This is a genomic window from Brachybacterium sp. GCM10030252 (assembly GCF_042666535.1).
Lineage (GTDB): Bacteria > Actinomycetota > Actinomycetes > Actinomycetales > Dermabacteraceae > Brachybacterium.
In genome coordinates this window covers 185,605-206,697 of the sequence record NZ_JBHTDM010000009.1, presented here as the reverse complement: position 1 = coordinate 206,697, position 21,093 = coordinate 185,605, and the positions used below count along the sequence as shown (strand labels likewise).

The 21,093-nt window shown below is 71.9% G+C and carries 19 protein-coding genes; 11 read left to right on the top strand and 8 right to left on the bottom strand.

Translation table 11 applies throughout. The annotated features are described in order from the left end of the window. The first annotated feature begins 31 nt into the window (after positions 1-31). From ACFQRJ_RS09565 to ACFQRJ_RS09555, 3 genes are all read left to right on the top strand, one after another. A complete protein-coding gene (locus ACFQRJ_RS09565) occupies positions 32-2,917 on the top strand; it encodes a LuxR C-terminal-related transcriptional regulator (protein ID WP_377018798.1) in 2,886 nt (961 codons plus the stop codon). Then, the gene (locus ACFQRJ_RS09560; protein ID WP_377018797.1) at positions 2,914-5,043 is read left to right on the top strand and encodes a S9 family peptidase; all 2,130 of its coding nucleotides are present in this window, start codon (positions 2,914-2,916) and stop codon (positions 5,041-5,043) included. The genes ACFQRJ_RS09565 and ACFQRJ_RS09560 overlap by 4 nt, the downstream gene beginning before the upstream one ends. Positions 5,044-5,130: 87 nt before the next feature. Next, positions 5,131-6,312, top strand: a complete 1,182-nt coding sequence (locus tag ACFQRJ_RS09555; protein ID WP_377018796.1) for an endo-1,4-beta-xylanase — start codon at positions 5,131-5,133, stop codon at positions 6,310-6,312. A 17-nt stretch (positions 6,313-6,329) separates the two neighbouring features. Here ACFQRJ_RS09555 and ACFQRJ_RS09550 read toward each other — a convergent pair whose 3' ends face one another. From ACFQRJ_RS09550 to ACFQRJ_RS09540, 3 genes are read right to left on the bottom strand one after another with little or no spacing between them, the layout of a single operon-like run. Further along, positions 6,330-7,175, bottom strand: coding sequence for a MetQ/NlpA family ABC transporter substrate-binding protein (locus ACFQRJ_RS09550; RefSeq protein ID WP_377018795.1), 846 nt, complete (start codon positions 7,173-7,175; stop codon positions 6,330-6,332). A gap of 26 nt (positions 7,176-7,201) precedes the next feature. Beyond that, on the bottom strand, positions 7,202-7,903 hold the full coding sequence (locus ACFQRJ_RS09545; protein WP_377018794.1) for a methionine ABC transporter permease: 702 nt from the start codon (positions 7,901-7,903) through the stop codon (positions 7,202-7,204). After that, a complete protein-coding gene (locus ACFQRJ_RS09540) occupies positions 7,900-8,928 on the bottom strand; it encodes a methionine ABC transporter ATP-binding protein (protein WP_377018793.1) in 1,029 nt (342 codons plus the stop codon). Before ACFQRJ_RS09540 ends, ACFQRJ_RS09545 begins: the two co-directional genes overlap by 4 nt. Positions 8,929-9,187: 259 nt before the next feature. Here ACFQRJ_RS09540 and ACFQRJ_RS09535 point away from each other — a divergent pair, with 259 nt between their 5' ends. Genes ACFQRJ_RS09535 through ACFQRJ_RS09525 form a run of 3 tightly spaced genes read left to right on the top strand, consistent with a single transcriptional unit; the run spans position 9,188 to position 11,519 of the window. Further along, positions 9,188-9,676 carry a hypothetical protein gene (locus ACFQRJ_RS09535; RefSeq protein ID WP_377018792.1) on the top strand — a complete coding sequence of 163 codons (489 nt, stop codon included), beginning with the start codon at positions 9,188-9,190 and terminating at the stop codon, positions 9,674-9,676. A 47-nt stretch (positions 9,677-9,723) separates the two neighbouring features. Beyond that, a complete protein-coding gene (locus ACFQRJ_RS09530; RefSeq protein WP_377018791.1) occupies positions 9,724-10,899 on the top strand; it encodes a sensor histidine kinase in 1,176 nt (391 codons plus the stop codon). Next, the gene (locus tag ACFQRJ_RS09525; RefSeq protein WP_377018789.1) at positions 10,896-11,519 is read left to right on the top strand and encodes a response regulator; all 624 of its coding nucleotides are present in this window, start codon (positions 10,896-10,898) and stop codon (positions 11,517-11,519) included. Before ACFQRJ_RS09530 ends, ACFQRJ_RS09525 begins: the two co-directional genes overlap by 4 nt. On the opposite strand, the gene ACFQRJ_RS09520 is transcribed toward ACFQRJ_RS09525, so the two are convergent. Further along, positions 11,520-11,918, bottom strand: a complete 399-nt coding sequence (locus ACFQRJ_RS09520) for a MerR family transcriptional regulator (RefSeq protein ID WP_377018788.1) — start codon at positions 11,916-11,918, stop codon at positions 11,520-11,522. A 99-nt stretch (positions 11,919-12,017) separates the two neighbouring features. On the opposite strand from ACFQRJ_RS09520, the gene ACFQRJ_RS09515 reads away from it, so the two are divergent. After that, positions 12,018-12,734 (top strand): SDR family oxidoreductase, encoded by a 717-nt coding sequence (locus ACFQRJ_RS09515; RefSeq protein ID WP_377018787.1) that lies wholly within the window; start codon positions 12,018-12,020, stop codon positions 12,732-12,734. Positions 12,735-12,742: 8 nt separating this feature from the next. Here ACFQRJ_RS09515 and tadA read toward each other — a convergent pair whose 3' ends face one another. Genes tadA through ACFQRJ_RS09500 form a run of 3 tightly spaced genes read right to left on the bottom strand, consistent with a single transcriptional unit; the run spans position 12,743 to position 14,714 of the window. Continuing rightward, entirely contained in the window at positions 12,743-13,204 is a 462-nt protein-coding gene (tadA, locus tag ACFQRJ_RS09510) for a tRNA adenosine(34) deaminase TadA (protein WP_377018786.1), read from the bottom strand. A gap of 5 nt (positions 13,205-13,209) precedes the next feature. Continuing rightward, a complete protein-coding gene (locus ACFQRJ_RS09505) occupies positions 13,210-13,761 on the bottom strand; it encodes a dihydrofolate reductase family protein (protein WP_377018785.1) in 552 nt (183 codons plus the stop codon). Next, the gene (locus ACFQRJ_RS09500; RefSeq protein WP_377018784.1) at positions 13,758-14,714 is read right to left on the bottom strand and encodes a helix-turn-helix domain-containing protein; all 957 of its coding nucleotides are present in this window, start codon (positions 14,712-14,714) and stop codon (positions 13,758-13,760) included. The genes ACFQRJ_RS09505 and ACFQRJ_RS09500 overlap by 4 nt, the downstream gene beginning before the upstream one ends. A gap of 77 nt (positions 14,715-14,791) precedes the next feature. On the opposite strand from ACFQRJ_RS09500, the gene upp reads away from it, so the two are divergent. From upp to ACFQRJ_RS09485, 3 genes are all read left to right on the top strand, one after another. After that, complete coding sequence (gene upp, locus ACFQRJ_RS09495; protein WP_377018783.1) at positions 14,792-15,430, top strand: uracil phosphoribosyltransferase; 639 nt, start codon at positions 14,792-14,794, stop codon at positions 15,428-15,430. Positions 15,431-15,446: 16 nt separating this feature from the next. Further along, complete coding sequence (locus ACFQRJ_RS09490) at positions 15,447-16,106, top strand: class I SAM-dependent methyltransferase (RefSeq protein ID WP_377018782.1); 660 nt, start codon at positions 15,447-15,449, stop codon at positions 16,104-16,106. A 387-nt stretch (positions 16,107-16,493) separates the two neighbouring features. After that, a complete protein-coding gene (locus ACFQRJ_RS09485) occupies positions 16,494-17,300 on the top strand; it encodes a winged helix-turn-helix domain-containing protein (protein ID WP_377018781.1) in 807 nt (268 codons plus the stop codon). A gap of 933 nt (positions 17,301-18,233) precedes the next feature. On the opposite strand, the gene ACFQRJ_RS09480 is transcribed toward ACFQRJ_RS09485, so the two are convergent. Beyond that, the gene (locus ACFQRJ_RS09480) at positions 18,234-18,980 is read right to left on the bottom strand and encodes a protein phosphatase 2C domain-containing protein (RefSeq protein WP_377018780.1); all 747 of its coding nucleotides are present in this window, start codon (positions 18,978-18,980) and stop codon (positions 18,234-18,236) included. A 143-nt stretch (positions 18,981-19,123) separates the two neighbouring features. On the opposite strand from ACFQRJ_RS09480, the gene ACFQRJ_RS09475 reads away from it, so the two are divergent. Further along, on the top strand, positions 19,124-21,010 hold the full coding sequence (locus tag ACFQRJ_RS09475; protein ID WP_377018779.1) for a MinD/ParA family protein: 1,887 nt from the start codon (positions 19,124-19,126) through the stop codon (positions 21,008-21,010). Positions 21,011-21,093: the final 83 nt, after the last annotated feature.

Genomic DNA, 21,093 nt, shown 5'->3' with positions numbered 1-21,093 from the left:
TCACGTGTCCAGAAAACGGAATCGACCTGCCATGCCCACTGCTGACTCCGCACTCCCGCCGATCTACGGGCGCGACCTCGCCCTCGACAGCGCCCGTGAGCTCGCCACCCGGGTGCTCGGTTACAGCGCCCAGGCCCTCACCATCGAGGGGCCTCCCGGCATCGGGAAGTCCACACTGGTCAAGCGCATCGCCGCAGAGCTGCGCCACCAGCAGACCTGGCGCGTGCTGGTCATCTCGTGCATGCCCGGGGACGCGGCGTACCCCGGCGCCGTCGCCGATCGCATCGTGGCGTCGATCGAGGCACCGGTGACCTCCACCGATCCGCTCGGGCGGATGATCGAGGCCTTCAACAGCGAGGCGATCGCGACCTGCCTGATCATCGAGGACGTGCAGTGGATCGACGACGCCACGGCCGAGGCCATGTGGCACATCGCGGAGACCTACCAGAGGGCCCGGGCGTTCTTCATCGTCACCGCCCGCACGGGCAGCTCGCCGTTCTTCGACCGCATCAGGTCCATCGCGACGACGGAGGTGCACGGCAGCCACCTCACCCTGCACCCGCTGGACGAGACCGCGATCAAGCATTTCGCCGGCGACAAGCTCGGCGTGCCCGTCCCCGATGAGTTCGCCGTGCGTCTGCACGGCGCGACCGGCGGCTCTCCGCTGCACGTCGCCATCGTGCTGGACCGGCTGATGGCCGCCGGTCCCGGCGAGCGCGATCTGGAGCTGGCGATCAGGAGCCTCGAGACCGACGTCTCGCAGCGGGCGGGCCGGTTCGACCGCGCCGTCCCGCAGATCCTCGTCGACGCCGACCCCTCCACCCGCGCCGTCCTCGAGCTGCTGGGCTTCGCGGACACCACGCTGCCGTCCTCGCTCCTGGACGAGGCGCTCGAGTCGCAGGGGCTGGCGCCGTTCTGCGAGCCCACGCTGCTGGCGACCGGGCTGGTCACCCTCGTGGACGAGGATCATGTCCGGCTGGTGCACGCCATGGTCGCGCGGGCGATCCGGTTCGCCACGCAGCGCAACCGCCGGGCCGTCGTGCACGCGGTGCTCGCCGAGCACGGCACCCGCGCGGAGCGGCTGCGGCACCGTCTCGCCCTGCTGAGCAGGCCGCCGTCCCCGCAGGCGACCGCGGAGCTCGTCGGCGAGCTCGCGGAGGAGGGCTACGCGGCCCTCGAACGCCACTCGTTCGACGTGGCCTTCGAGATGCTCGCCGCCGCCTCCTCCTTCGCTCCCGGCCCCGATCTGGTGGCCGCCGCGACCCGCGCGGCGGTCTCCGCGCGCCGTCCCGCTCTGCTGCGGCAGCTCGGAGCCTCGGCACTCGCCGCCGCCGACCCGCAGGTGCGCGGCGCCGTCCAGACGCTGCTGGCCATCGAGGACCATTCGCTCGCCGACAGCGTCCGCCACCTCGAGGCGGCACTGCGCGCGCCCCGCTCCACGGACGGCACCCTGCTGCTCGGCCACGCCGCCTCCTGGGCCGCGCGCCTGGCAGGATCGCTCGGGGAGTTCCACGTCGGCCGGCACGCCTTCGACGTCGTCGTGGACCAGCTCGCGGAGCTGCCCGACGCCCCGCCGGCGGAGGTCGCCAGCCTGCGCGGGATCCTGCGCTGCTGGGCACTGTTCGCCGACGGCGACGGGTCGTCCCGAGCCGGCATCACGGCCGACATGACCGCGATCGCCGAGGAGCTGGCCGCCACGCCGGGCACCGAGCCCGCGCAGCTGGCCATCAGGAGGATCATCGGCTCCCTGCTGCACCGCCAGGGCCACCCGGGCACCGCCCGCGAGCTGCTGGTGACCTCGTTCTCCTCGTCCGCGGAGGGCGCGTTCGCCATCCACACGCAGATGTGCCTGGCGCTCATGCACTTCGACGCCGGGCTCCTCGACGAAGCGCACGACGCGGCGCTGCACGCCCTGGGCGGGACCCTGCTGACCTCCGAGGACGCCGGCGCCCTGTTCGCCTACGCCGTCGCCGCGCTCACCGCCGGCATGCGCGGCGAGACCGATCGTGCCCAGCGCTTCCTCCGGCGCATCGACGGCTCGCCCTCCGCCCTGCGCACGACCACCGGTCTGACCGCAGTGGAGGAGCTGGCACGCGCCTGGCACGCCGTGCGCGCGGGAGACGACGCGGCGGCGACCGAGCACCTGCAGACGATCGACGAGAACGTCTCCGGCTGGCGACTGGTCGGCCTCGCCCCGGCGATGATCCTCGCGCGGTCCCTGGCCGCGACGGGGCGCACCGGCGAGCTGCCCACCCTCATCGACCGCATCGAGGACCCCGCGATCCCCTACGCCGAGCGGGCCCGCGCGGGCATCGCCTCGTACGCGCGGGCGCTGCTGGCGGCCTCGCGCGGGGACCGGGAGGACGCGGCCCGTCGGCACCTCGACGCGGTCGAGCACTTCGACGCCGTGCCGCCGCTGCGCCCCTCCCTCGCCGGCCTGCCCGGCGGCGGGCTGCGCCTGTACCGCGCCTTCGCGGCGCTGGACGCCGCCCGTCACGTCTTCTCCGACGCCGGCGCCTCCGCCGCGGCGAGGGAGCGCGCCCGGCTGCTGGCCACCCAGGCGGCGAACGCCTTCGCCCGGTCCGGGCTGGAGCGGCTCACCGCGCAGGCGAACAGCCTCGCCGTGCCGGCGGCACCGGTGGAGGACCAGCCGGAGCGCCCTGCATCGCGCAGCGCCCTGCCCCCGGTGCTCGCCTACCTCACCAAGCGGGAGCAGCAGATCGCGATCATGGTGGGCGAGGGCCTCAGCAACCGGGAGATCGCCGAGTCGCTGTACATCTCCGTGCGCACGGTCGAGTACCACGTGCGCAACACGCTCGCGAAGCTCCGCCTCTCCTCGCGGGTCGAGCTGCGCCGCATCGTGCGCGGTCCGCACCACGGCGAACCCAGGGAGGTGCCCGTAGGCTCGCGTCCATGACCGACGCTCTGCCTACTTTGCCCACGCCGCCCACGCCGCCCGTCCCGCCCCGCCGCCCCACCGAGCGGATCGTCCACGGCGACACCGTCGTCGATCCCTACGAGTGGATGCGCGACAAGACGAACCCTGAGGTCATCGCGCACCTGGAGGCGGAGAACGCCTACGCCGACGCGCGCACCGCGCACCTGGCCGGGCTGCGCGAGGCCCTGGTGGGCGAGTTCGTCGGCCACACCCAGGAGACGGACCTGTCCGTCCCGGTGCGCCGGGATCACTGGTGGTACATCACCCGCACCACGGCCGGCAACGACTATCCCGCCTTCACGCGGGTGGCGGACACCGGCTCGATGCCGCAGGTGGAACCGGGCACCATGCTCGAGGGCGAGCAGGTGCTGCTGGATGCGCAGGCCGAGGCCGCCGGCGCGGAGTTCTACTCCCTCGGCGGGCTCGCCCCCTCCCCCGACCACACCCTGCTCGCCTACGCCGTGGACACCGCGGGCGATGAGCGCTTCACGATCCGCATCAAGGACCTGAGCTCCGGGGAGATCGTCGACGAGGTGGTCACCGGGGCCGGCTACGGCCTGGCCTTCTCCGCCGACCAGCAGTGGCTGTTCTACGCCCGCATGGACGAGGCCTGGCGCCAGCACCAGATCTGGCGCCACCGCCTCGGTGCGGCGGCGGAGACGGACGAGCTCGTCCTCGAGGAGAGCGACGAGCGGTTCATGATCGGCTTCGACCGCTCCCGGGACGGCTCCACCCTCGTGATCCAGGCGGGTTCGACGACGACGTCGGAGGCCTGGCTGCTGGACCTGGCCGACCCCACCTCGGCGCCGCGGCCCGCGGGTGGCCGACGGGACGGCGTGGACTACACCGTCGAGCATGCCGGGGACCGTCTGCTGATCGTGCACAACGCGACCGCCGAGGGATTCGCCCTGGCCGAGGCACCGCTGCAGGACCCCTCGGCCTGGACGGATCTGCTGGTCGCCGGTGAGGGCGAGCGCCTGCTCGCGGTCGAGGCCTTCGCCTCCTTCGCGGCGCTCGAGCTGCGCAGCGGCGGGCTCGCGAGCGTGCGGCTGCTGCCCCGCCGGGCCGACGGGTCCCTCGACCTCGAGGCCGCGCGGGAGGTCAGCCACGGGGGCGAGCTGGACACCGTCGAGCTCGACGCGAACCCGAACTGGGACCAGACCTCGCTGCGGTACGAGCTCACCAGCCTACTCACCCCGCCCACCATCGCCGAGGTCGACGTCGCCGGGGGCGAGGTCAGCGTCCTGCGCCGCACCCCGGTGCCGAACTACGACCCGGAGCTGTACGTGGAGCGGCGGGAGTGGGCGCGAGCGGCCGACGGCACCGCGATCCCGATCTCCCTGGTGGCACGGCGGGAGGTCGCCGCCGAAGGCACCGCCCCCGGCTACCTGTACGGCTACGGCTCCTACGAGGTCTCCGTGGACCCCTCCTTCGTGCCCACCCGGCTCTCGCTGCTGGACCGCGGCGTGGTGGTCGCCATCGCCCACGTGCGCGGCGGCGGGGAGATGGGCCGGGCCTGGTACGAGCACGGCAAACTGCTGGAGAAGAAGAACACCTTCAGCGACTTCGTCACCGCGGCCGAGCATCTGGTCGAGACGGGGCTGGTGGCCCCGGACCGGCTCGCCGCCGAAGGTCGCAGCGCCGGCGGCCTGCTCATGGGCGCCGTCGCCAACCTCGCCCCGGAGCGGTTCCGGGCCATCATCGCCGGGGTGCCGTTCGTCGACACGCTGACCACGATCCTGGACCCGTCGCTGCCGCTGACGGTGGGCGAGTGGGAGGAATGGGGCAACCCCGTCGACAGCGCCGAGGTGTACCGGTACATGAAGGAGTACACCCCCTACGAGAACGTGCGCGCGGTGGACTACCCCGCGATCTTCGCCGCCACCTCCCTGAACGACACCCGCGTCTTCTTCGTCGAGCCCGCGAAGTGGATCGCGCGGCTGCGCGAGACGGTCACCTCGGATCCGGCCGAGCGCCCGATCCTGTTCCGCTGCGAGATGGTGGCCGGGCACGGCGGGCGGTCGGGCCGCTACCGCAAGTGGGAGCAGCGGGCCGACGAGCTGGCCTGGCTGCTCGACCAGCTCGGGGCCACGAGGCTGCTGTGACTTCTTGACACGTAATGCACGTCACCTTACGCTCACGGCGAGGCGAAAACGTATCGAAACTTTTCGCCAGTCGACGAAGGAGACGACATGAAGCGACGCCAGATTCTCACCGCCGGCGCCCTGGGTGCCGGGGCCCTGGGTGCCGGGGCCCTGGCCGCGGTGCCCGCCGCCGCACAGGCCCGAGGCCCGAAGCAGGACGACCGGGACAAGCGCACCCCGCCCGGCCTCGCGAAGAAGGACACCCTCGCCTTCGCCGCGGGGACGACGCTGAAGATCGGCTCCGCCGTGGCCGGCGGCGGACACCACACCAGCCAGCCGTACCCGCCGCCGTTCACCGACGACGAGACCTACCGCGAGCACCTCGCGACCGAGTTCACCTCGCTCTCGGCCGAGAACCAGATGAAGTGGGACCACCTGCGCCCGGACCGCGACACCTTCGCCTTCGCCGATGCCGACGCGATCATGGACTTCGCCACCGAGCACGGCCAGGACGTGCGCGGGCACACCCTGCTGTGGCACAGCCAGAACCCCGCCTGGCTCGAGGAGGGCGACTTCAGCGCCGACGAGCTGCGCGCGCTGCTGAAGGAGCACATCGACACGGTCGTCGGCCGCTACCGGGGCCGGATCTCCCAGTGGGACGTGGCCAACGAGATCTTCGACGACGACGGCAACCTGCGCACCAGCGACAACATCTGGATCCGCGAACTCGGCGTCGAGATCGTCGCCGACGCGTTCCGCTGGGCGCGCGCCGCCGACCCGGGCGCCCTGCTGTTCTTCAACGACTACAACGTCGACGGGATCAATGCCAAGTCCGACGCGTACTACGCGCTGATCCCGGACCTGCTGGCCGACGGGGTGCCCGTGGACGGCTTCTCCACCCAGGGGCACCTGTCCATCGAGTACGGGTTCCCCGGCGACATCACCGAGAACCTGCAGCGCTTCGCGGACCTCGGGCTGCACACCGCCGTCACCGAGCTCGACGTGCGCATGCCGCTGCCGGACGGCGCCGAGCCCACCGAGGCCCAGCTCGCCCAGCAGGCGGACTACTACCGCCGTGTCACCGAGGCCGCGCTCGCGGTGGACGGCTGCGACTCCCTGACCCTGTGGGGCTTCGTCGACACCTACTCCTGGGTGCCGGCGACCTTCGAGGGCCAGGGCGCCGCCTGCGTGCTGTGGGAGGACTACACCCGCAAGCCCGCCTATCACGCCGTCCAGGACGCCCTCGCCGAGGCCAGCGGCCGCGCGGACCACCCGGCTCTGCGGGACTGAGGACGAGCGGGCGCGGATCAGAACGCCGGGATGATGGCTCCGCTGTAGGTGTCCTCGATGAAGGTCCGCACGTCGTCGGAGTGCAGCAGCTCATCGAGCGTCACCAGGGCCTCGTTCTCGGCGTCCTCGGTGCGGACCACCAGGAGGTTCGCGAACGGGTTGCCCTCACCGGACTCGAGCACGAGGGCGTCCTCGGCCGGGTTCAGGTCCGCCTCCAGGGCGATGTTGCCGTTGATCACCGCGGCCGCGTAGTCGGCCAGGGTGCGCGGCAGCAGGGCGGCGTCGACCTCCGGGAACGTGAGGTTCTTGGGGTTGTCCTCGACGTCGTCCGGGGTGGCCTCGGTGGGCTCGACGCCCTCGGCGAGGGTCAGCAGCCCGTTCTCGGCGAGCAGCGCGAGGGCGCGGCCGCGGTTGGTGGGGTCGTTGGGCACCGCCACCTCGTCGCCGTCGGCCAGGTCATCGAGGCTGGTCAGCGAGTCGGCGAAGACGCCCAGCGGCTCGATGTGCACGCCCTCGAAGGGGGTGAGCTCGTAGCCGTTCTCCTCCATCTCGGTCTCGAGGTAGGGCAGGTGCTGGAAGAAGTTCGCCTCGACCTCGCCGTCGCTGAGCAGGCGGTTGGGGATCTTGTAGTCCGTGACCTCCTCGATCTCGATCTCCAGGCCGGCGTCGGCGGCGAGGTTCTCGCTGATGAAAGCGAGGATCTCGGCGTGGGGCTGCGGGGAGGCGGCCACCCGCAGGGTGGTCACGCCGCTCTCGTCGGCCGTGGGGCTCTCCCCCTGGGAGGCTGCGCCGCAGGCCGAGAGGGACAGGGCTGCCAGGCCGGCGCCGGAGGCGAACAGGGTGCGGCGGTTCAGGGTGCTCATGGTTTCTCCTGGGGGTGGGATGCGGGTCAGGCGGTGCGGGCACGGTGGTCGACGGCTCGGGACAGGCGGGCGCCGATCATCTGCACGGCGACGACGATGATGATCAGCAGGATCACGGTGGCCACGGTGATCTCGGTCTGGTAGCCGGTGTAGCCGCGGTTGTAGGCGAGCTGACCGAGGCCGCCGCTGTTCACGGAGCCGGCCATGGCGGTGTAGCCGATCACGGCGATCGTGGTGGTGGTGATGGAGCCGATGATGCCGGGCAGGGCCTCGGGGATCAGCACCTGGCGGATGATCTGCCAGCGGCTCGCGCCCATCATCGACACGGCCTCGATCTTCCCGGCGGGGATCTCGCGCAGGTTCAGCTCGAACAGGCGGGCTGCGAAGGGGACCGCGGCGACGGTCAGGGCGAGCATCGCAGCGTTGGGGCCGGTGGAGCGGCCCACGATGAACGCGGTGACCGGGATCAGCGCGATGATGAGGATGAAGAAGGGGAACGAGCGCAGCACGTTGACCACGAATCCGACGACCTGGTTGACCCCGCGCAGCCAGGTCGAGCGGGCACCCTCGGTCTCGAACAGGGCGATGCCCAGCGGCAGCCCCAGCACCACGGTCAGGATCATGGTGCACACGGTCATGTAGAGGGTGACGCCGACGGCCTGCCACAGGCCGTCCTCCCACTGCCACAGGATGGGGTTCTGCGCCCACTGCTGGAGGGTCTCGATCATGCCGCCACCTCCTCGGTGATGATCTGGGCGACGACGCCGGCCGACTCCAGCTCGCGCAGGAACGAGGCCAGGCCGTCGTGGCTGATGGGCCGCCCGGAGTCGTTGCGCAGCGCCAGCTGGACGCGGCCCACCTGGCGGCCGCCGATGGTCTCGATGGTGCCGGCGACGATCCCGGCGCGGGCGCCGTGCTGCTCGGCCAGGCGCACCAGGTCCTCGCTGGTGCGCAGCTCGGGCGAGTCGCCGTAGTTGCAGTTGACGATGGTGGCGTCGATGCCGGTGGGCACCGGCGGCAGCGGGATCAGCTCGGCGGCCAGCGGCCCGTGCGGGTCGGCGGCGACGTCGACCAGGTCCCCGCTCTGGGCGATCCGTCCGTCGGCCAGGAGGGTGACGGTCTCGCAGACCTCGCGCACCACGGCCATCTCGTGGGTGATGATCACGACGGTGATGCCGAGGCGTTCACGCAGGTCACGGATGAGGCGGAGGATCTGGCGGGTGGTGGCGCCGTCCAGTGCGCTGGTGGGCTCGTCGCACAGCAGCACCTTGGGCTCGGCGGCGAGGCCGCGGGCGATGCCGACGCGCTGGATCTGCCCGCCGGAGAGCTGGGCGGGATAGTTGTGCTCGCGACCGGTCAGGCCCACGAGCTCGACCAGCTCGGCCACGCGCTCGCGGCGGCGTTCGCGGGGCACCCCGGCGATCTCCAGCGGGTGGGCGATGTTCTGGGCGGCGGTGCGGGAGTCCAGCAGGTTCGCGTGCTGGAAGACCATGCCGATGTTGCGGCGGGCGGCACGGAGCCGGGCCCCCTCGAGGGCGGCGACGTCGGTGCCATCGACCTCGACCCGGCCCGAGGTGGGCTTCTCCAGTCCGGTCAGGCAGCGGATGAGGGTGGATTTGCCGGCGCCGGAGCGGCCGACGATGCCGTGGACCCTGCCGGCGTCCAGCTGCAGATCGATGCCGTCGAGCGCGGCGACAGAGCCTCCCCCGCCGGGCGCGGGGAAGACCTTCGTGAGGCCGTCGAGAGTGATCACACTCGGGATTGAAACATCCCCCAGGCGGTATCCCGCACCCTCGTTCACACGAGGCAATACACCTCACGCTTTGGGGGTCATAAGGCGGGGCCAGGTCACACCGCCGCCTCACCTCGAGACGCGGGCGGCAGCGCCATGACATCTGTCATCGCCGCCCGGTGAGGACGCCACAGCAGCCGGTGAGCCACCGCCCTACCCGAGGTGCCGGCGCGGCGGAAGAGTGAAGCCATACCGATTGCACACTCCCGAGGAGCTTCACATGGTCAACGACATCCTTCAGCAGCTCGCCACCTGGGTCGACGGCATGGAGACCTGGCAGCAGGTCCTCGCGCTGATCCCGATCGGGGCGATCCCCTTCATCGAGTCCTTCTTCGCGGCGCTGCTGGGCACGGCCGCCGGCATCCACCCGGCCATCGCCATCCCCGCGGCGGTGGTCGGGAACATGATCTCGACCTTCGCCGTCATCGCCCTGTCCGGCCGTGCCCGCGACGCCGTCTCCGGCCGCCGCGAGCGTCCGGAGAAGAAGACCTCGAAGATCCGTCAGAAGGTGGCGGCCGCCCTGGACAGGTACGGCGTTCCCGGCGTCGCCCTGCTGGGCCCGTTCGTCATCGCCTCCCAGATCACCGCGCCCACCCTGGTCGCCCTCGGCGCGACGCGCAGCCGCGTCTACCTGTGGATGGGCGTCTCGATCACCGCCTGGGGTCTGCTGTTCGGCCTCTTCGGGAACCTGCTGTCCACGGCGCTCTGACCGCCCGGGGGTCCGCTATGGTCAGCACCATCGAAGGGAGGCCAGCCATGACCACCGCGCATGCCGCCGGTCGCCCGTGGCGCGTCTTCTACGCCTACACCGCCTGGACCATCGTCGCGCTCCTGGTGATGTACCCCCTCGGTATCGCCGGCTTCCTCGACCTCGGCCTCCGCGCGGCCTTCGCGGAACACCCCCTGGCCATGTCGCTGCTCAGCGGCCAGATAGTGCTCGGGGCCTGGTCGGCGTGGCGGGCGATGAAGACCTGGTCACGCTCCACGCTCCCGGCCGAGCGGGGCCGCTGGGACCTGCCCCGCGTCGGTCACCTCGGCTCGGACTGGACCCTCGAGGGCACGGCCGTGGTGACCGTGGCGATCGCCGTGCTCCTGATGGTGACCGGGACCGACCCCCGTATCCTCGCCGTCTCTGTCACTCCGGTCCTCGGCAACGTGGGGCTGCGGTGGCCGTTGCCCGTCGGCGTCGTCTCGTCGATCGTGGCCTCGCTCCTCCTCTCGGCACTGGGGCTGGCGAGCCGGGAGGCGATCGCGGTCGCCGCCATCACGGCCAGCGGCGTGATCGCCTTCCGCTCCACCCTGTGGCTGGCGGCCGTGGTGCGCGAACTGGACGTGGCGCGGCAGTCGCAGGCCCGGCTGGCGGTCGCCGAGGAGCGGCTGCGCTTCGCCCGTGACCTGCACGACGTCACCGGGCGCGACCTCTCGGCGATCGCGGTGAAGTCCGAACTGGTCGCCCAGCTCACCGAGCGCGAGGATCCGCGTGCCCTCGAGCACAGCCGGGAGGTCGCTCAGATCGCCCGGGCATCCCTCGCCGAGATCCGCGGCCTGGTGCGGGGCTACCGGGAGGCCGATCTGGAGGCCGAGCTGCGGGGGACCACCTCCCTGCTGCGCTCGGCGCACGTGCAGGTCGAGGTGGAGGGCGACGTCTCCGACCTCCCGTCCGAGCACGCCGACAGCGCCGCGTGGGTGCTGCGCGAGGGCGGGACCAACATCCTGCGCCATGCCGATCCCACCAAGGTGACGATCACGCTCGGGGCCGACGGACTGCGCCTGGTCAACGACGGCGCCCCGACCGACGGGCGGGTCCTCGAGGGCGACGGGCTCACGGGCATGCGGGAGCGCCTCGGTGATCGTGCGGCTCTCGTGGTGCACCGTGACAGCGGCACCTTCACTCTCGACGTCCGCTTCGACGATGCTGGAGACCAGCGATGACCGATCCCCCCGCTCCCCTGACCGTCATCCTCGTCGACGACGAGCACCTGATCCGGTCGGCGCTGGCCACGATGCTCTCCCTCGAGGCGGATCTCGAGGTGCGCGGGGAGGCAGGGACCGTGGCCGACGGGGTGCGCCTGGCCCAGCGCGAGCAGCCCGAGGTGGCCGTGGTCGATCTCCAGCTGCCCGACGGCGACGGCCTGGAGGCCTGCACCCGGATCGGCGAGGTCTCTCCCGCCACCCGCTGCCTGATCCTCACCTCGCACGCCCGGCCCGGGTACCTCAAGCGGGCGCTCACCCAGGGCGTGCTGGGGTTCCTGCCCAAGACCGCCTCGGCCGAGCAGCTGGCCCAGGCCGTGCGCTCGGTCGCCGCCGGACGTCGCGCTATCGATCCGGAGCTGGCGGCGGAGACGATCTCCTCCGGGGATTCGCCGCTGACCCCGCGCGAGGCCGACGTGCTCGAGTACGCGGCCGACGGTGCCCCGGTCGAGCAGATCGCCCGTCGCGCGCACCTGGCCGAGGGCACGGTGCGCAACTACCTCTCCAGCGCGCAGGCGAAGCTGCAGGCCGGCAACCGCCACGAGGCCGTGGGGATCGCGCGGCGACAGGGCTGGATCTGATCAGTCGGTCGGGGCCGGTGTGCCTCGCCAGTCAGCGGCGTCGCCGTGCCGCCCGTCGGCCGACGCCGCCATGGTGTCGATGAGAGCGTCGATCCTGGCGGCCGCCACCGTCAACTGCTCGAGCCGGCGCGTGATGCGCTCTCGCTGCCCTCGTACCTCATCGAGCATGCCGGCGCTGACGAGCCCCGTCGATTCGCAGCGCAGCAGCAGCGCGATGGAGGTGCTGGGCAGGCCGGCGGAGTAGAGGCACTGGATCAGGTGCACCCTCTCCGGCGCGTCCGTGGCGTAGACACGCTGCCCCGTCGGCGTGCGGTCGGGTGCGAGCAGTCGCTGCTCCTCGTAGTAGCGCAGCGACCGGATGCTCACACCCGTGGCGCGGGAGAGCTCCCCGATCCTCATGTCCGATCCCTTCGACGGCTTGCCCCTCACATCGATGTTAGGTCCTACCGTCGGCGAAGCCTCGCAGACGGCGAGGCCTCGCCGACGAGAGGATGCTCGATGAGAATCAGCGGACAGACCGTTTTCGTGACCGGCGCGAACCGAGGTATCGGGCGCGCATTCGTCTCAGGTCTCCTGGAGCGGGGAGCGGGCAGGGTCTATGCCGGCGTGCGCGATCCGCTGTCGGTCGATACCGAGCTGAGCCACGATCCGCGCGTGGAGGTCGTGCGCCTGGATGTCACCGCCCGCACGGAGATCACCGAGGCCGCAGAGGTCGCAGGCGATACCACCATCCTGGTCAACAACGCCGGCGCCGTGGCCTTCGAGTCGCTGCTCACGGGGTCTCTCGAGACGGCGCGGCACCTGTTCGACACGAACGTGTTCGGGCCGTGGGAGCTCACCCGGGCCTTCGCTCCCGCGCTCCGCGCCTCGCGCGGCGCCGTCGTCAATGTTCTCTCGGCCATCGCGTGGTTCTCGCCGCCGCAGAACGGGGCCTACGGGGCGACGAAGGCAGCCGCGTGGAGCCTGTCCAACGGCCTCCGGTCCGAGCTCGCTCCGGCTGGCGTCCTCGTGCAGGGCTTGCACTTCGGCGCTGTCGACACGGACTTCTCCGCCGGGTTCGACATCCCGAAGATCTCGCCGGACGACGTCGTGCGCGCGTCGCTCGACGGCCTGGAGGCGGGCACGGCCGAGGTGCTCGTCGACGCCGAGAGCCGGGCCGCGAAAGCCGCGCTGACGAGTCAGCCCAATGACTACGTCCGGTCCATGGCGGGATAGGTGCAGTCTCAGCTCCGGCGGCGGGCGCGGAAGAAGTCCCGCAGCAGATCGCCGCATTCGCTCTCGCGCACACCGTCGGTGAGCTCGACGCGGTGGTTCAGCCGGGGCTCACGGACGAGGTCGTAGAGGGACCCGGCAGCACCGGCCTTCGGGTCCGGGGCGCCGACGACGAGCCGGCGCACCCGGGAGAGCACGATCGCGCCGGCGCACATGGTGCAGGGCTCGAGGGTGACGACGAGCGTGCAATCCGGCAGCATCCACCGGCCGCGCACCCGGGCGGCCTCCCGCAGCGCGAGGATCTCGGCGTGCGCAGCGGGGTCCTGGTCGGCCTCGCGGCGGTTGCCGGCGGCCGCGAGGAGCTCGTCGTCGGGCCCGAGGACGACGGCGCCGATGGGGACGTCGGCCGGGTCGCGCTCGGCGGCGGCGCGCGCCTGGTCGATGGCCAGCCCCATCAGCTCCTCGTCGCTCATGGCCGCTATTGTCGCCTGCCCGCCACCCGGTAGCGCGCCTCGAGGAAGGCCCCGCTGCGACCGAACTCCTCGAGCTCGAGGTCGTACCTGCCCGTGAACAGTGGCCGGCCGGCGCCGAGGGTGACCGGGGCGATCGAGACGTCGATCTCGTCCAGCATGCCGGCGTCGGCGAACTGGGTGGCGAGGTCCCCGCCGCCGACGATCCAGACGTCCCTCCCGTCGGCCGCGGCCTCGAGCCTCTCTCGGTGGGCCTCCGGCGCTCCGGAGAGCAGGCGGATGTTCGAGGCGGCCGGATCGAGCTCGCGGTGGGTGAACACGAACGTGGGCTGCTCGTACGGCCAGGGGGACGGGCCGTCGCCCTGCGCCTCCGGATGGTCGAGCACCCACTGGTACGTGGTGTACCCCATCACGACCGCGCCGATCCCAGCGATGAAGCGGTTGTAGTCGAGGATGCCGCCAGAGGGTTCCGGCTGGGACAGCAGCCAGTCCAGGCTGTCGTGCTCGTCGGCGATGAAGCCGTCCAGGGTGGTGGCGGTGTAGAAGCGGTAGGCGGTCATAGCGGCTGCTCTCCTGTCGTGCGGCGGTGCCAGAGGATCGGGTCGGGGTCCAATGCGGGGGCTGAGAGGTCGACGCCGGCGTCGGCGAGCATCCATCGCGCCAGCAGCCGGCGATGGGCGGAGAAGGTGAGCTCGTGGGCGACGATCTGGGAGAGCAGGAACGACTCGGGCGGGTCGCACAGGGCGTCGATGATCCTGTCCTGCCAGGCGTCGCGGCGCTGGATGTCGCGCACCAGGGCGAGCCAGCGCGCGCCGATCTCGCGGTGGCGCTTGCGCAGCTCACCGGGATCTTCGCCGCTGCTGAGGTCCGGCGCGGTGCGAGCCTCGATGCTGGCCAGCCAGGGCTCCTTGCTGAGCACGACGTGCCGCAGCAGCTGCCCGATCGTCTCGTCGGCCCCGTCCCAGCCGCGCGGGGCGCTGCCGGGCAGTCGTACCCGCGCGAGTTCATCGGGCCCCAGCTCGCCGGCCGCCTCCAGCAGGGCATCGATGTCCTCGAGGTCGTGGCGCACCTGGATCCCGACCACGTCACCGGCCGAGACCTCCTCCGGTGTCCCGGCGTCGACGTACAGCGCCGTCGGTGAATGGAAATGGAGGCCGTTGGGCGAGGGCAGCCAGTGGCCGCGCTCGTCGGCCGACGGGAGATCGCTCGGCGCGTGGCCGTAGGCACGACGGAAGGCCCTCGAGAACCCTTCGACGGAGTCGTATCCGGCGGCGAAGGCCGCGTCGGTGACAGACGTGCCGCGCTGGATCCGCCAGGCCGCCTGTTCGAGCAGCACCCGTCGGCGCAGGGCGAGCGGGGATTCGCCGCTGCGCCCGCTGACCTGTCGGGTGAAGTGGAACGGGGAGAGGAACGCGCCACCCGCCATGTCGCCGAGGGTGGGGTGGCGCTCGTCCAGGACTGCGTCGAGCAGCCGGTGCAGCGGATCCGGTGAGTTCTCCCCGTTCTCGTCCATGTGATCCAGTATTCGTCGCGTGCCTGGCGCGCGCTTGACCGGTCTTGCTGTTCTGCGTGGTCCGGTAGATTCGCACCATGCGCGTCCTGGAGATCGACCACCCGCTCGTCGCCCACAAGCTGACGGTGCTGCGCAATCGCGCCACCCACTCCTCGGTGTTCCGCCAGCTCGCCGATGAGCTGGTCACCCTGCTGGCCTACGAGGCGACGCGCAACGTCGCCGTGGCGCCGGTGGAGATCGAGACCCCGGTGACCGCGATGACCGGCACCAAGCTCTCCAACCCCAAGCCCATGGTGGTGCCGATCCTGCGCGCCGGCCTGGGCATGCTCGATGGCCTGACCCGCCTGCTGCCCACCGCCGAGGTCGGGTTCCTGGGCATGGTCCGCAATGACGAGACGCTCGAGGTCACCACCTACGCGAACCGCCTGCCCGACGACCTCTCGGGGCGGCAGTGCTTCGTGCTGGACCCGATGCTGGCCACGGGCCACACCCTGATCGCGGCCTGCGAGTACATGCACGAGCGCGGCGCCCGCGACATCACCTGCGTCACCCTGCTGGCCGCCCCCGAGGGGCTGAAGGCCATGGAGGAGCAGATCGACCCCGCGATCGACCTGACCATCGTCACCGCCGCGGTCGACGAGAAGCTCAACGAGAAGGGCTACATCGTCCCCGGCCTCGGTGACGCCGGCGACCGCCTCTTCGGCGTCGTCGACTGACCGGCGCCGCGACGCGATGAGCTCCGAGGAGGACCCGCTCGCCCATTGGGAGCAGCGCTATGCCGGCGCGGAGCCGGTGTGGTCCGGGCGCGTCAACCCGACCCTGGCCGCCGCGGTGGCCGGCCTCCCACCCGGTCGCAGCGTCGACCTGGGCTGCGGCGAGGGCGGCGACGTGATCTGGCTCGCCCAGCAGGGCTGGCAGGCGCTCGGTCTGGACCTCTCCCCCACTGCCGTCGCGCGGGCGCGGGAGGCGGCCTCAGCACGCGAGCTCGGCCCCGGATCTGCTCGTTTCGAGCAGTGCGATCTCTCGGCGTGGGAGCCCGACGAGGCGTCCTACGACCTGGTCACCGCGTCGTTCTTCCATTCCCGGGTGGCGCTGGACCGCACCCGGATCCTGCGCCGGGCAGCGCGTGCGCTGGCTCCCGAGGGCCTCCTCGTGGTCGTCTCCCACGCGGCCCCGCCGCCGTGGGCGCAGGCGCATGACCATGAGGGCTCCGGCCCCACCGGCCCGCGCGAGCAGATGCTCACGGCCCAGGACGAGGCCGACGAGCTCGCACTGGACCCCTCTGCCTGGGCGGTGGAGGTCGCCGAGCAGCGCGAGCGGGAGGCCGACGGCCCGGACAGACAGCACGGTCACCTCGAGGACTCGCTGCTGATCGTGCGCCGCACCGCCTGAGCGACGGCCTGACCTGGAGTTCCGACGCGCCTCGCGTCCGTGGCGTTTCAGAATATGAACGCTTGCTTGCCCGAGACGGCGGGGCGGTGCATGCTCGTGGACATGACGTCGACCGCCGCGCTCAGCCAGACCACCCGCCGGGTGGTCCGCTCTGCGATGCGCTCGATGATGTTCATGATGATGATGCCGATGATGCATCGTCAGCCGAGCCTCTGAGAGCTCAAGGCACCTCCGGGGTCGGCTGACAGGAGCCGGCCGGAAGGCGCGGGCTCCAGGTGCTTCCGGGAGCACGCCCCTCGATGATCCGCCCTCAGGCGTCGATCTCCAGGGATCCCGGGCCCACCGCCCGCCGCGCGATACAGCGCCGCACCTCGGAGAACTCTCATCATGACCATCACCCTGGACCGTCCCGCCACCACCGTCCGTCCCGCCGCCGCTCGTCCGGCCGCCGCTCGACCCGCCGCGGCCCGCCCGGGCACTCGCGCCCCGCATCGTGCCGGCGCCTCGGCACCCCGCCCCCAGGCCTCCGACGAGGGCGTGACCGTCACCGTGTCGGTCACCCTCCCCGCCGGCACCGGGGACGTCGACGCCGCCCGCATCGCCGATGACCTGCGTTCCCACGCCCAGCGCCTCACGGCCTCCCAGCAAGCGCGCACCAGCGTGTCCGTGGACAGCCCCGACGCCTTCACCGCCACGGCCGCCCCCGGCCGCTCCAGCGCCCGCACCCTGCCGCCGCGCGAGCAGAGCCCGGCCGCGGTCAGCCCGTTGCGCCCGCGCCGCACCGGCGTGGTCTCCCCGAACTCCCCGGCCCGCCGGGATGCGGAGGCGGCACGCCGCCGGGCGGCGCTGGCCACCGCGGTCAGCCCCTCGAGCCCGTCGGTCGCGGCCGAGGACAGCCTGGTGGTCGACCTGTTCGGCCGCCGGGTGCGGATCGACGGGCAGGACGTGGACCTGACCTACAAGGAATTCGAGCTGCTCGCCCAGCTGGCCGGCAACGCTCGGCGGACCGTCTCCCGCGAGGAGCTCATGAAGACCGTCTGGGCCGAGGCCCCGGCGGACACCGGCGAGCGCACGGTCGACGTGCACGTGCGTCGTGTGCGTACCAAGCTCGGCCGCTACCGCCGCCTGATCTCGACCGTCCGCGGCGCCGGCTACCGCCTGGACCCGGGCAGCGACGTCGCGATCCTCGGCTGAGCACCTCGCGGCCCGCATCGCTGACCTCCCCGCGCCCTGGGCACCGCGGCGCGTGATGACGACGGGCGCCCCGAGCCCCGGGCGCACCGACCCCAATGCACGCACCGGACGCACCGAACCCAATGGGCGCACCGGGCGTCGCATCCGTGACCCTGTTGGAATTCGGCGCTCGTTCCAACAGGGTCACGGATGTGCGCAGCCGCGAGCGGCTGGAGTGAGCGACTCGGGTTCTGTGCAGCCGACGCGAGCGTCCACGGGTCGCCAGCGCGCGGGGCCACGGCCCTGCGCGGTCCGATAAGCGATCCTTCCGCGAGCGGCGACGCCGTTCCGGCCGTCCCGGCACCGAAACGCCTCCGGACAGGACGAGCGGCCCGGAGCTCTCAACCGACAATGTCGGGGGCTCACGGACCGCTCGTCAGGCCTGTCGTCCGTCAGGGGTGGGTGCGGGCGAACAGGCTGGACGGGCTGCCATAGGTGGGGGAACCTGGCATTGTGCCCGTCCGGCCGCTCCCCATGAGGGGGGTCCTGGGAAGCGGCACATCTATGAAGTTTTCACACCGTGCCGGGTGGCACGGCCGCGACGTTATCAGTCGAAACCGGGAACTGTGACCCTCACGAGACCTGTCCCCCATCACGGCGATCCGAAGGCCGCGCACGTCCGTGGACGGCCCCTCGTCGCGACAACGCGTTCCCCTTGAGTCTAGGTCGTCCCGGGCCCTATGTAAACGCGCCAGCACTCTGTGTTTTCGCAGGTGACATGCAGGAACATTCAGGGTTGGGGTTGGTGTCGAAGCGCCCAAGGTGTCGTCAACGTACATCAAAAACACCGCTCCTGCCGCGTGTTCTGCAGTGATGCTCACGAGCTGTCGATACCCTGCCCGCCGCCTCGCGCCGGACGGGGCTCGGGCGGTGTTCGGGCCGCTGTCGCGACCTTCACAGTGAAAGTGTGAGCACCGTCGCATCATCATGCAGCTTGCGGGGCCGGCGATGCTCCGGAAGCGTCTCCTCGGCGGCTCGGAGGCCGGCGATCAGCTCACCGGGAGCAGTGCACAGAGCCGCGGACAGCGAATCGTCGTCATGCATCCCGAGCAGGTCCACGGTGCGGGTGATGCCGTCGGAGACCAGATGGACGGCCGACAGATCGGTCAGCAGGGTTCGTCCGGTCAGTGCCTGTTCCGCAGCCTCCGGCTCGTGGCGGGCCACCCAGAAGCCACCGGTTGCATTGCGTCGCTCCTCGACCCCCTCCGGTGAGGACTCCTCACGTGCCACGTCATCGACCCGGAGGTCGCTGAGGCGCCGCACTCCTCCGTTCCGGGCATGCAGCAGCAGGGAGGAGTCGCACAGCACGAGATGCTCGAGGTGCTCACCGGTTCTGCGAACGGCGACGACGGCGGCCGACGGGCTGCCTGCCTCGAGGTCGCACTCGTCCTCGTGCAGCCCGCGCACCTCGGCGATCGCTCGCGCCAGCGCCCCGGTCAGATCCGTGCCCGGATCCTGGGCGCCGGTGAGCAGGTGAGCGGTCAGCCGGTGGGAGAACCAGGCGACGCTGTGATGGCAGCCGGCGCGGAACCGTCGGGGCAGGCCGGCGCCGTCGAGGACGACGGCCACGTCGCCGAGCACGCCGGCGGCGTCCTCGTTCGCGCCGGGGACCGCCGGATCGGTGACCAGTGTGGTGCGCACAGGCCCACTGTATGCACCCGCCCGTGGCAGAAGCGGGCTGGTCGTCGGGCATCCGGGGCCGCACGCCCGTAGAGTGGGTGCGATACATGCCGCTCGGCCGACACCCGGCGAGGCGGACACCAGGATGTGGAAGGGAACCATCGATGATCGCGCAGGCGCGGATCACCTCCGACACCACTGCCACCGTGCATCTGGCCGACGAGACCGTCGAGGTCACCGGGGCCAACCTCCCCGAGATCCGCAACCGGGTGAAGCAGGTCTTCATCACCGCCGCCCGCAGCGGCGGCGAGGCCGTGGACGTGGTGATCGTCGAGCCGGATGTGCGCCATCACCTGCGGGTCGAGCCCACGGGCCGGATCGCGGGGCGCACGGCGGATGACCGTCCGCTCTACGGGCCCGCCATCGACGACCCGCTGATCGCGCCGCCGAGCGGGGGCCATGCCGCCGAATCGCTGCCGACGGACGACACCGCGGACCTCAGCTCGATCACCCCGGATTCCCTCGGCCCAGCGGGCCCCACCCGTCCCGCGGGCCCCGCCGAGACCAGCTCCGCCACCGGGGAGCATGCGGCCATCGGCTCGCCCGCGACCGGGGAGCACGCCGCCATCGGTTCACCCGTGACCGGGGAGCATCCCGCCGTCGGCTCCCCCGCGACCGGCGAACTGCCGACGGTGCGGCCGCATCGTGCCCGCCGGCGCCGGGCGGCCGCGATGCCGCCCTCGGCCCTGTCCGGAGCCAGCGTGGCCTCGCACGGGTCCGCCGGGTCGGACTCCGCGCCCTCGGCGTCCGCGACCTCCGCATCCTCCTCCGCCGGATCGGCGGCGTCGGCGCCCTCCGCATCCTCCTCCGCCGGATCGGCGGCGTCGGCGCCCTCCGCTCCTGCCGCCGGTTCCGACACAGGCTCGCACGCGCCGGTGCCGGCATCGGCGTCGCGCGACGAGGTCATCACCTCCGTCCCGTCGGGCGGTGTCCGCTCAGGCCAGGAGGACCGGCCGGGTCGGGACGAGCGCTCCGAGCAGGGCGGCCGTTCCGCCGCGTCCGGGAGTTCCGCGTCCAAGCGCCCGCTGCCGCCGCGCACGGTGTCCGACTCCGATGGCCGGCCCACCCTGAAGGACCTGCAGTCCTCGACGGCGCGCCCGGAGAAGGCCAAGGCCACGCGCGGATTCCGCGGTTTCATCACCAAGCTCACCGGCGGGGCCATCTCCCCGGCCCCCGGCAAGGCCGAGCGCCTGGACAACGAGCGCCTCGAGCGCATCCGACGGCAGCTGGATGGGCCGCGCAACATCGCCGTGGTCAACCTCAAGGGCGGCGCCCACAAGACCACGGCCTCGCTCATGATCGCCGCCACCCTCGGCGTGACCCGCGGCGGCAACGTGCTGGCCTGGGACAACAATGAGACCCGCGGCACGCTGGGCTGGCGCGGGCTCCCCACCGAGCACCACCGCACCGCGGTGGACCTGCTGCACGACATCGACCGCCTGCGCTCCCCCGAGGCGAGCAACGCGGATCTGGATCCGTACGTGCGACCCCAGGGCGAGATGCGGTTCGACATCCTAGCCTCCGACGAGGACCCGGGCTCGGCCGCGCTGATCGATGACGAGGCCTTCGGGGAGCTCAACGACACGCTCTCGCGTTTCTACCGCATCAAGGTCATCGACACCGGCAACAACGTGCGCGCCTCCAACTGGCTGGCCGCCGTGCGCAACGCGGACCAGCTGGTCATCATCTCCACCGTCCGCGAGGACACCTTCAACGCGGCCGCGTGGATGATCGATGAGCTGCGGGCGACAGGGCTGGCCGACCAGGTCGACCACGCGGTGACGATCCTGTCCCACTCCGCGAAGGGGAAGGTCGACTCCACGCTGCGTCAGCGCCTGCTCGCCCACTTCGGGGCGCACACCCGCGCGGTCACTGAAGTGCCCTATGAGCAGCAGTTCGTCAGCGGCTCCCACCTGGACTGGTCGCGGATCCACCCCAAGACCAAGGAAGCCTGGCTGGACGCGACCGCGCTGATCATCGACGGGCTCTGAGCGGGACGGCGCACCCCACCCGACCCCGCGCGTCCACAGCACGGCGCTCCCGGCACACCCCTGTCGGCCCCGGGGCCTAATCT

Excerpts from the sequence above, each read along its gene's own strand:
- ACFQRJ_RS09520 (WP_377018788.1), bottom strand. The coding sequence starts at position 11,918 with ATGAGGATCGGGGAGCTCTCCCGCGCCACGGGTGTGAGCATCCGGTCG.
- ACFQRJ_RS09490 (WP_377018782.1), top strand. The coding sequence starts at position 15,447 with ATGAGCTCCGAGGAGGACCCGCTCGCCCATTGGGAGCAGCGCTATGCC.
- ACFQRJ_RS09500 (WP_377018784.1), bottom strand. The coding sequence starts at position 14,714 with ATGGACGAGAACGGGGAGAACTCACCGGATCCGCTGCACCGGCTGCTC.
- tadA (WP_377018786.1), bottom strand. The coding sequence starts at position 13,204 with ATGAGCGACGAGGAGCTGATGGGGCTGGCCATCGACCAGGCGCGCGCC.
- ACFQRJ_RS09555 (WP_377018796.1), top strand. The coding sequence starts at position 5,131 with ATGAAGCGACGCCAGATTCTCACCGCCGGCGCCCTGGGTGCCGGGGCC.
- ACFQRJ_RS09515 (WP_377018787.1), top strand. The coding sequence starts at position 12,018 with ATGAGAATCAGCGGACAGACCGTTTTCGTGACCGGCGCGAACCGAGGT.
- ACFQRJ_RS09535 (WP_377018792.1), top strand. The coding sequence starts at position 9,188 with ATGGTCAACGACATCCTTCAGCAGCTCGCCACCTGGGTCGACGGCATG.
- ACFQRJ_RS09545 (WP_377018794.1), bottom strand. The coding sequence starts at position 7,903 with ATGATCGAGACCCTCCAGCAGTGGGCGCAGAACCCCATCCTGTGGCAG.
- ACFQRJ_RS09560 (WP_377018797.1), top strand. The coding sequence starts at position 2,914 with ATGACCGACGCTCTGCCTACTTTGCCCACGCCGCCCACGCCGCCCGTC.
- ACFQRJ_RS09550 (WP_377018795.1), bottom strand. The coding sequence starts at position 7,175 with ATGAGCACCCTGAACCGCCGCACCCTGTTCGCCTCCGGCGCCGGCCTG.
- upp (WP_377018783.1), top strand. The coding sequence starts at position 14,792 with ATGCGCGTCCTGGAGATCGACCACCCGCTCGTCGCCCACAAGCTGACG.
- ACFQRJ_RS09530 (WP_377018791.1), top strand. The coding sequence starts at position 9,724 with ATGACCACCGCGCATGCCGCCGGTCGCCCGTGGCGCGTCTTCTACGCC.
- ACFQRJ_RS09505 (WP_377018785.1), bottom strand. The coding sequence starts at position 13,761 with ATGACCGCCTACCGCTTCTACACCGCCACCACCCTGGACGGCTTCATC.
- ACFQRJ_RS09485 (WP_377018781.1), top strand. The coding sequence starts at position 16,494 with ATGACCATCACCCTGGACCGTCCCGCCACCACCGTCCGTCCCGCCGCC.
- ACFQRJ_RS09525 (WP_377018789.1), top strand. The coding sequence starts at position 10,896 with ATGACCGATCCCCCCGCTCCCCTGACCGTCATCCTCGTCGACGACGAG.
- ACFQRJ_RS09475 (WP_377018779.1), top strand. The coding sequence starts at position 19,124 with ATGATCGCGCAGGCGCGGATCACCTCCGACACCACTGCCACCGTGCAT.
- ACFQRJ_RS09565 (WP_377018798.1), top strand. The coding sequence starts at position 32 with ATGCCCACTGCTGACTCCGCACTCCCGCCGATCTACGGGCGCGACCTC.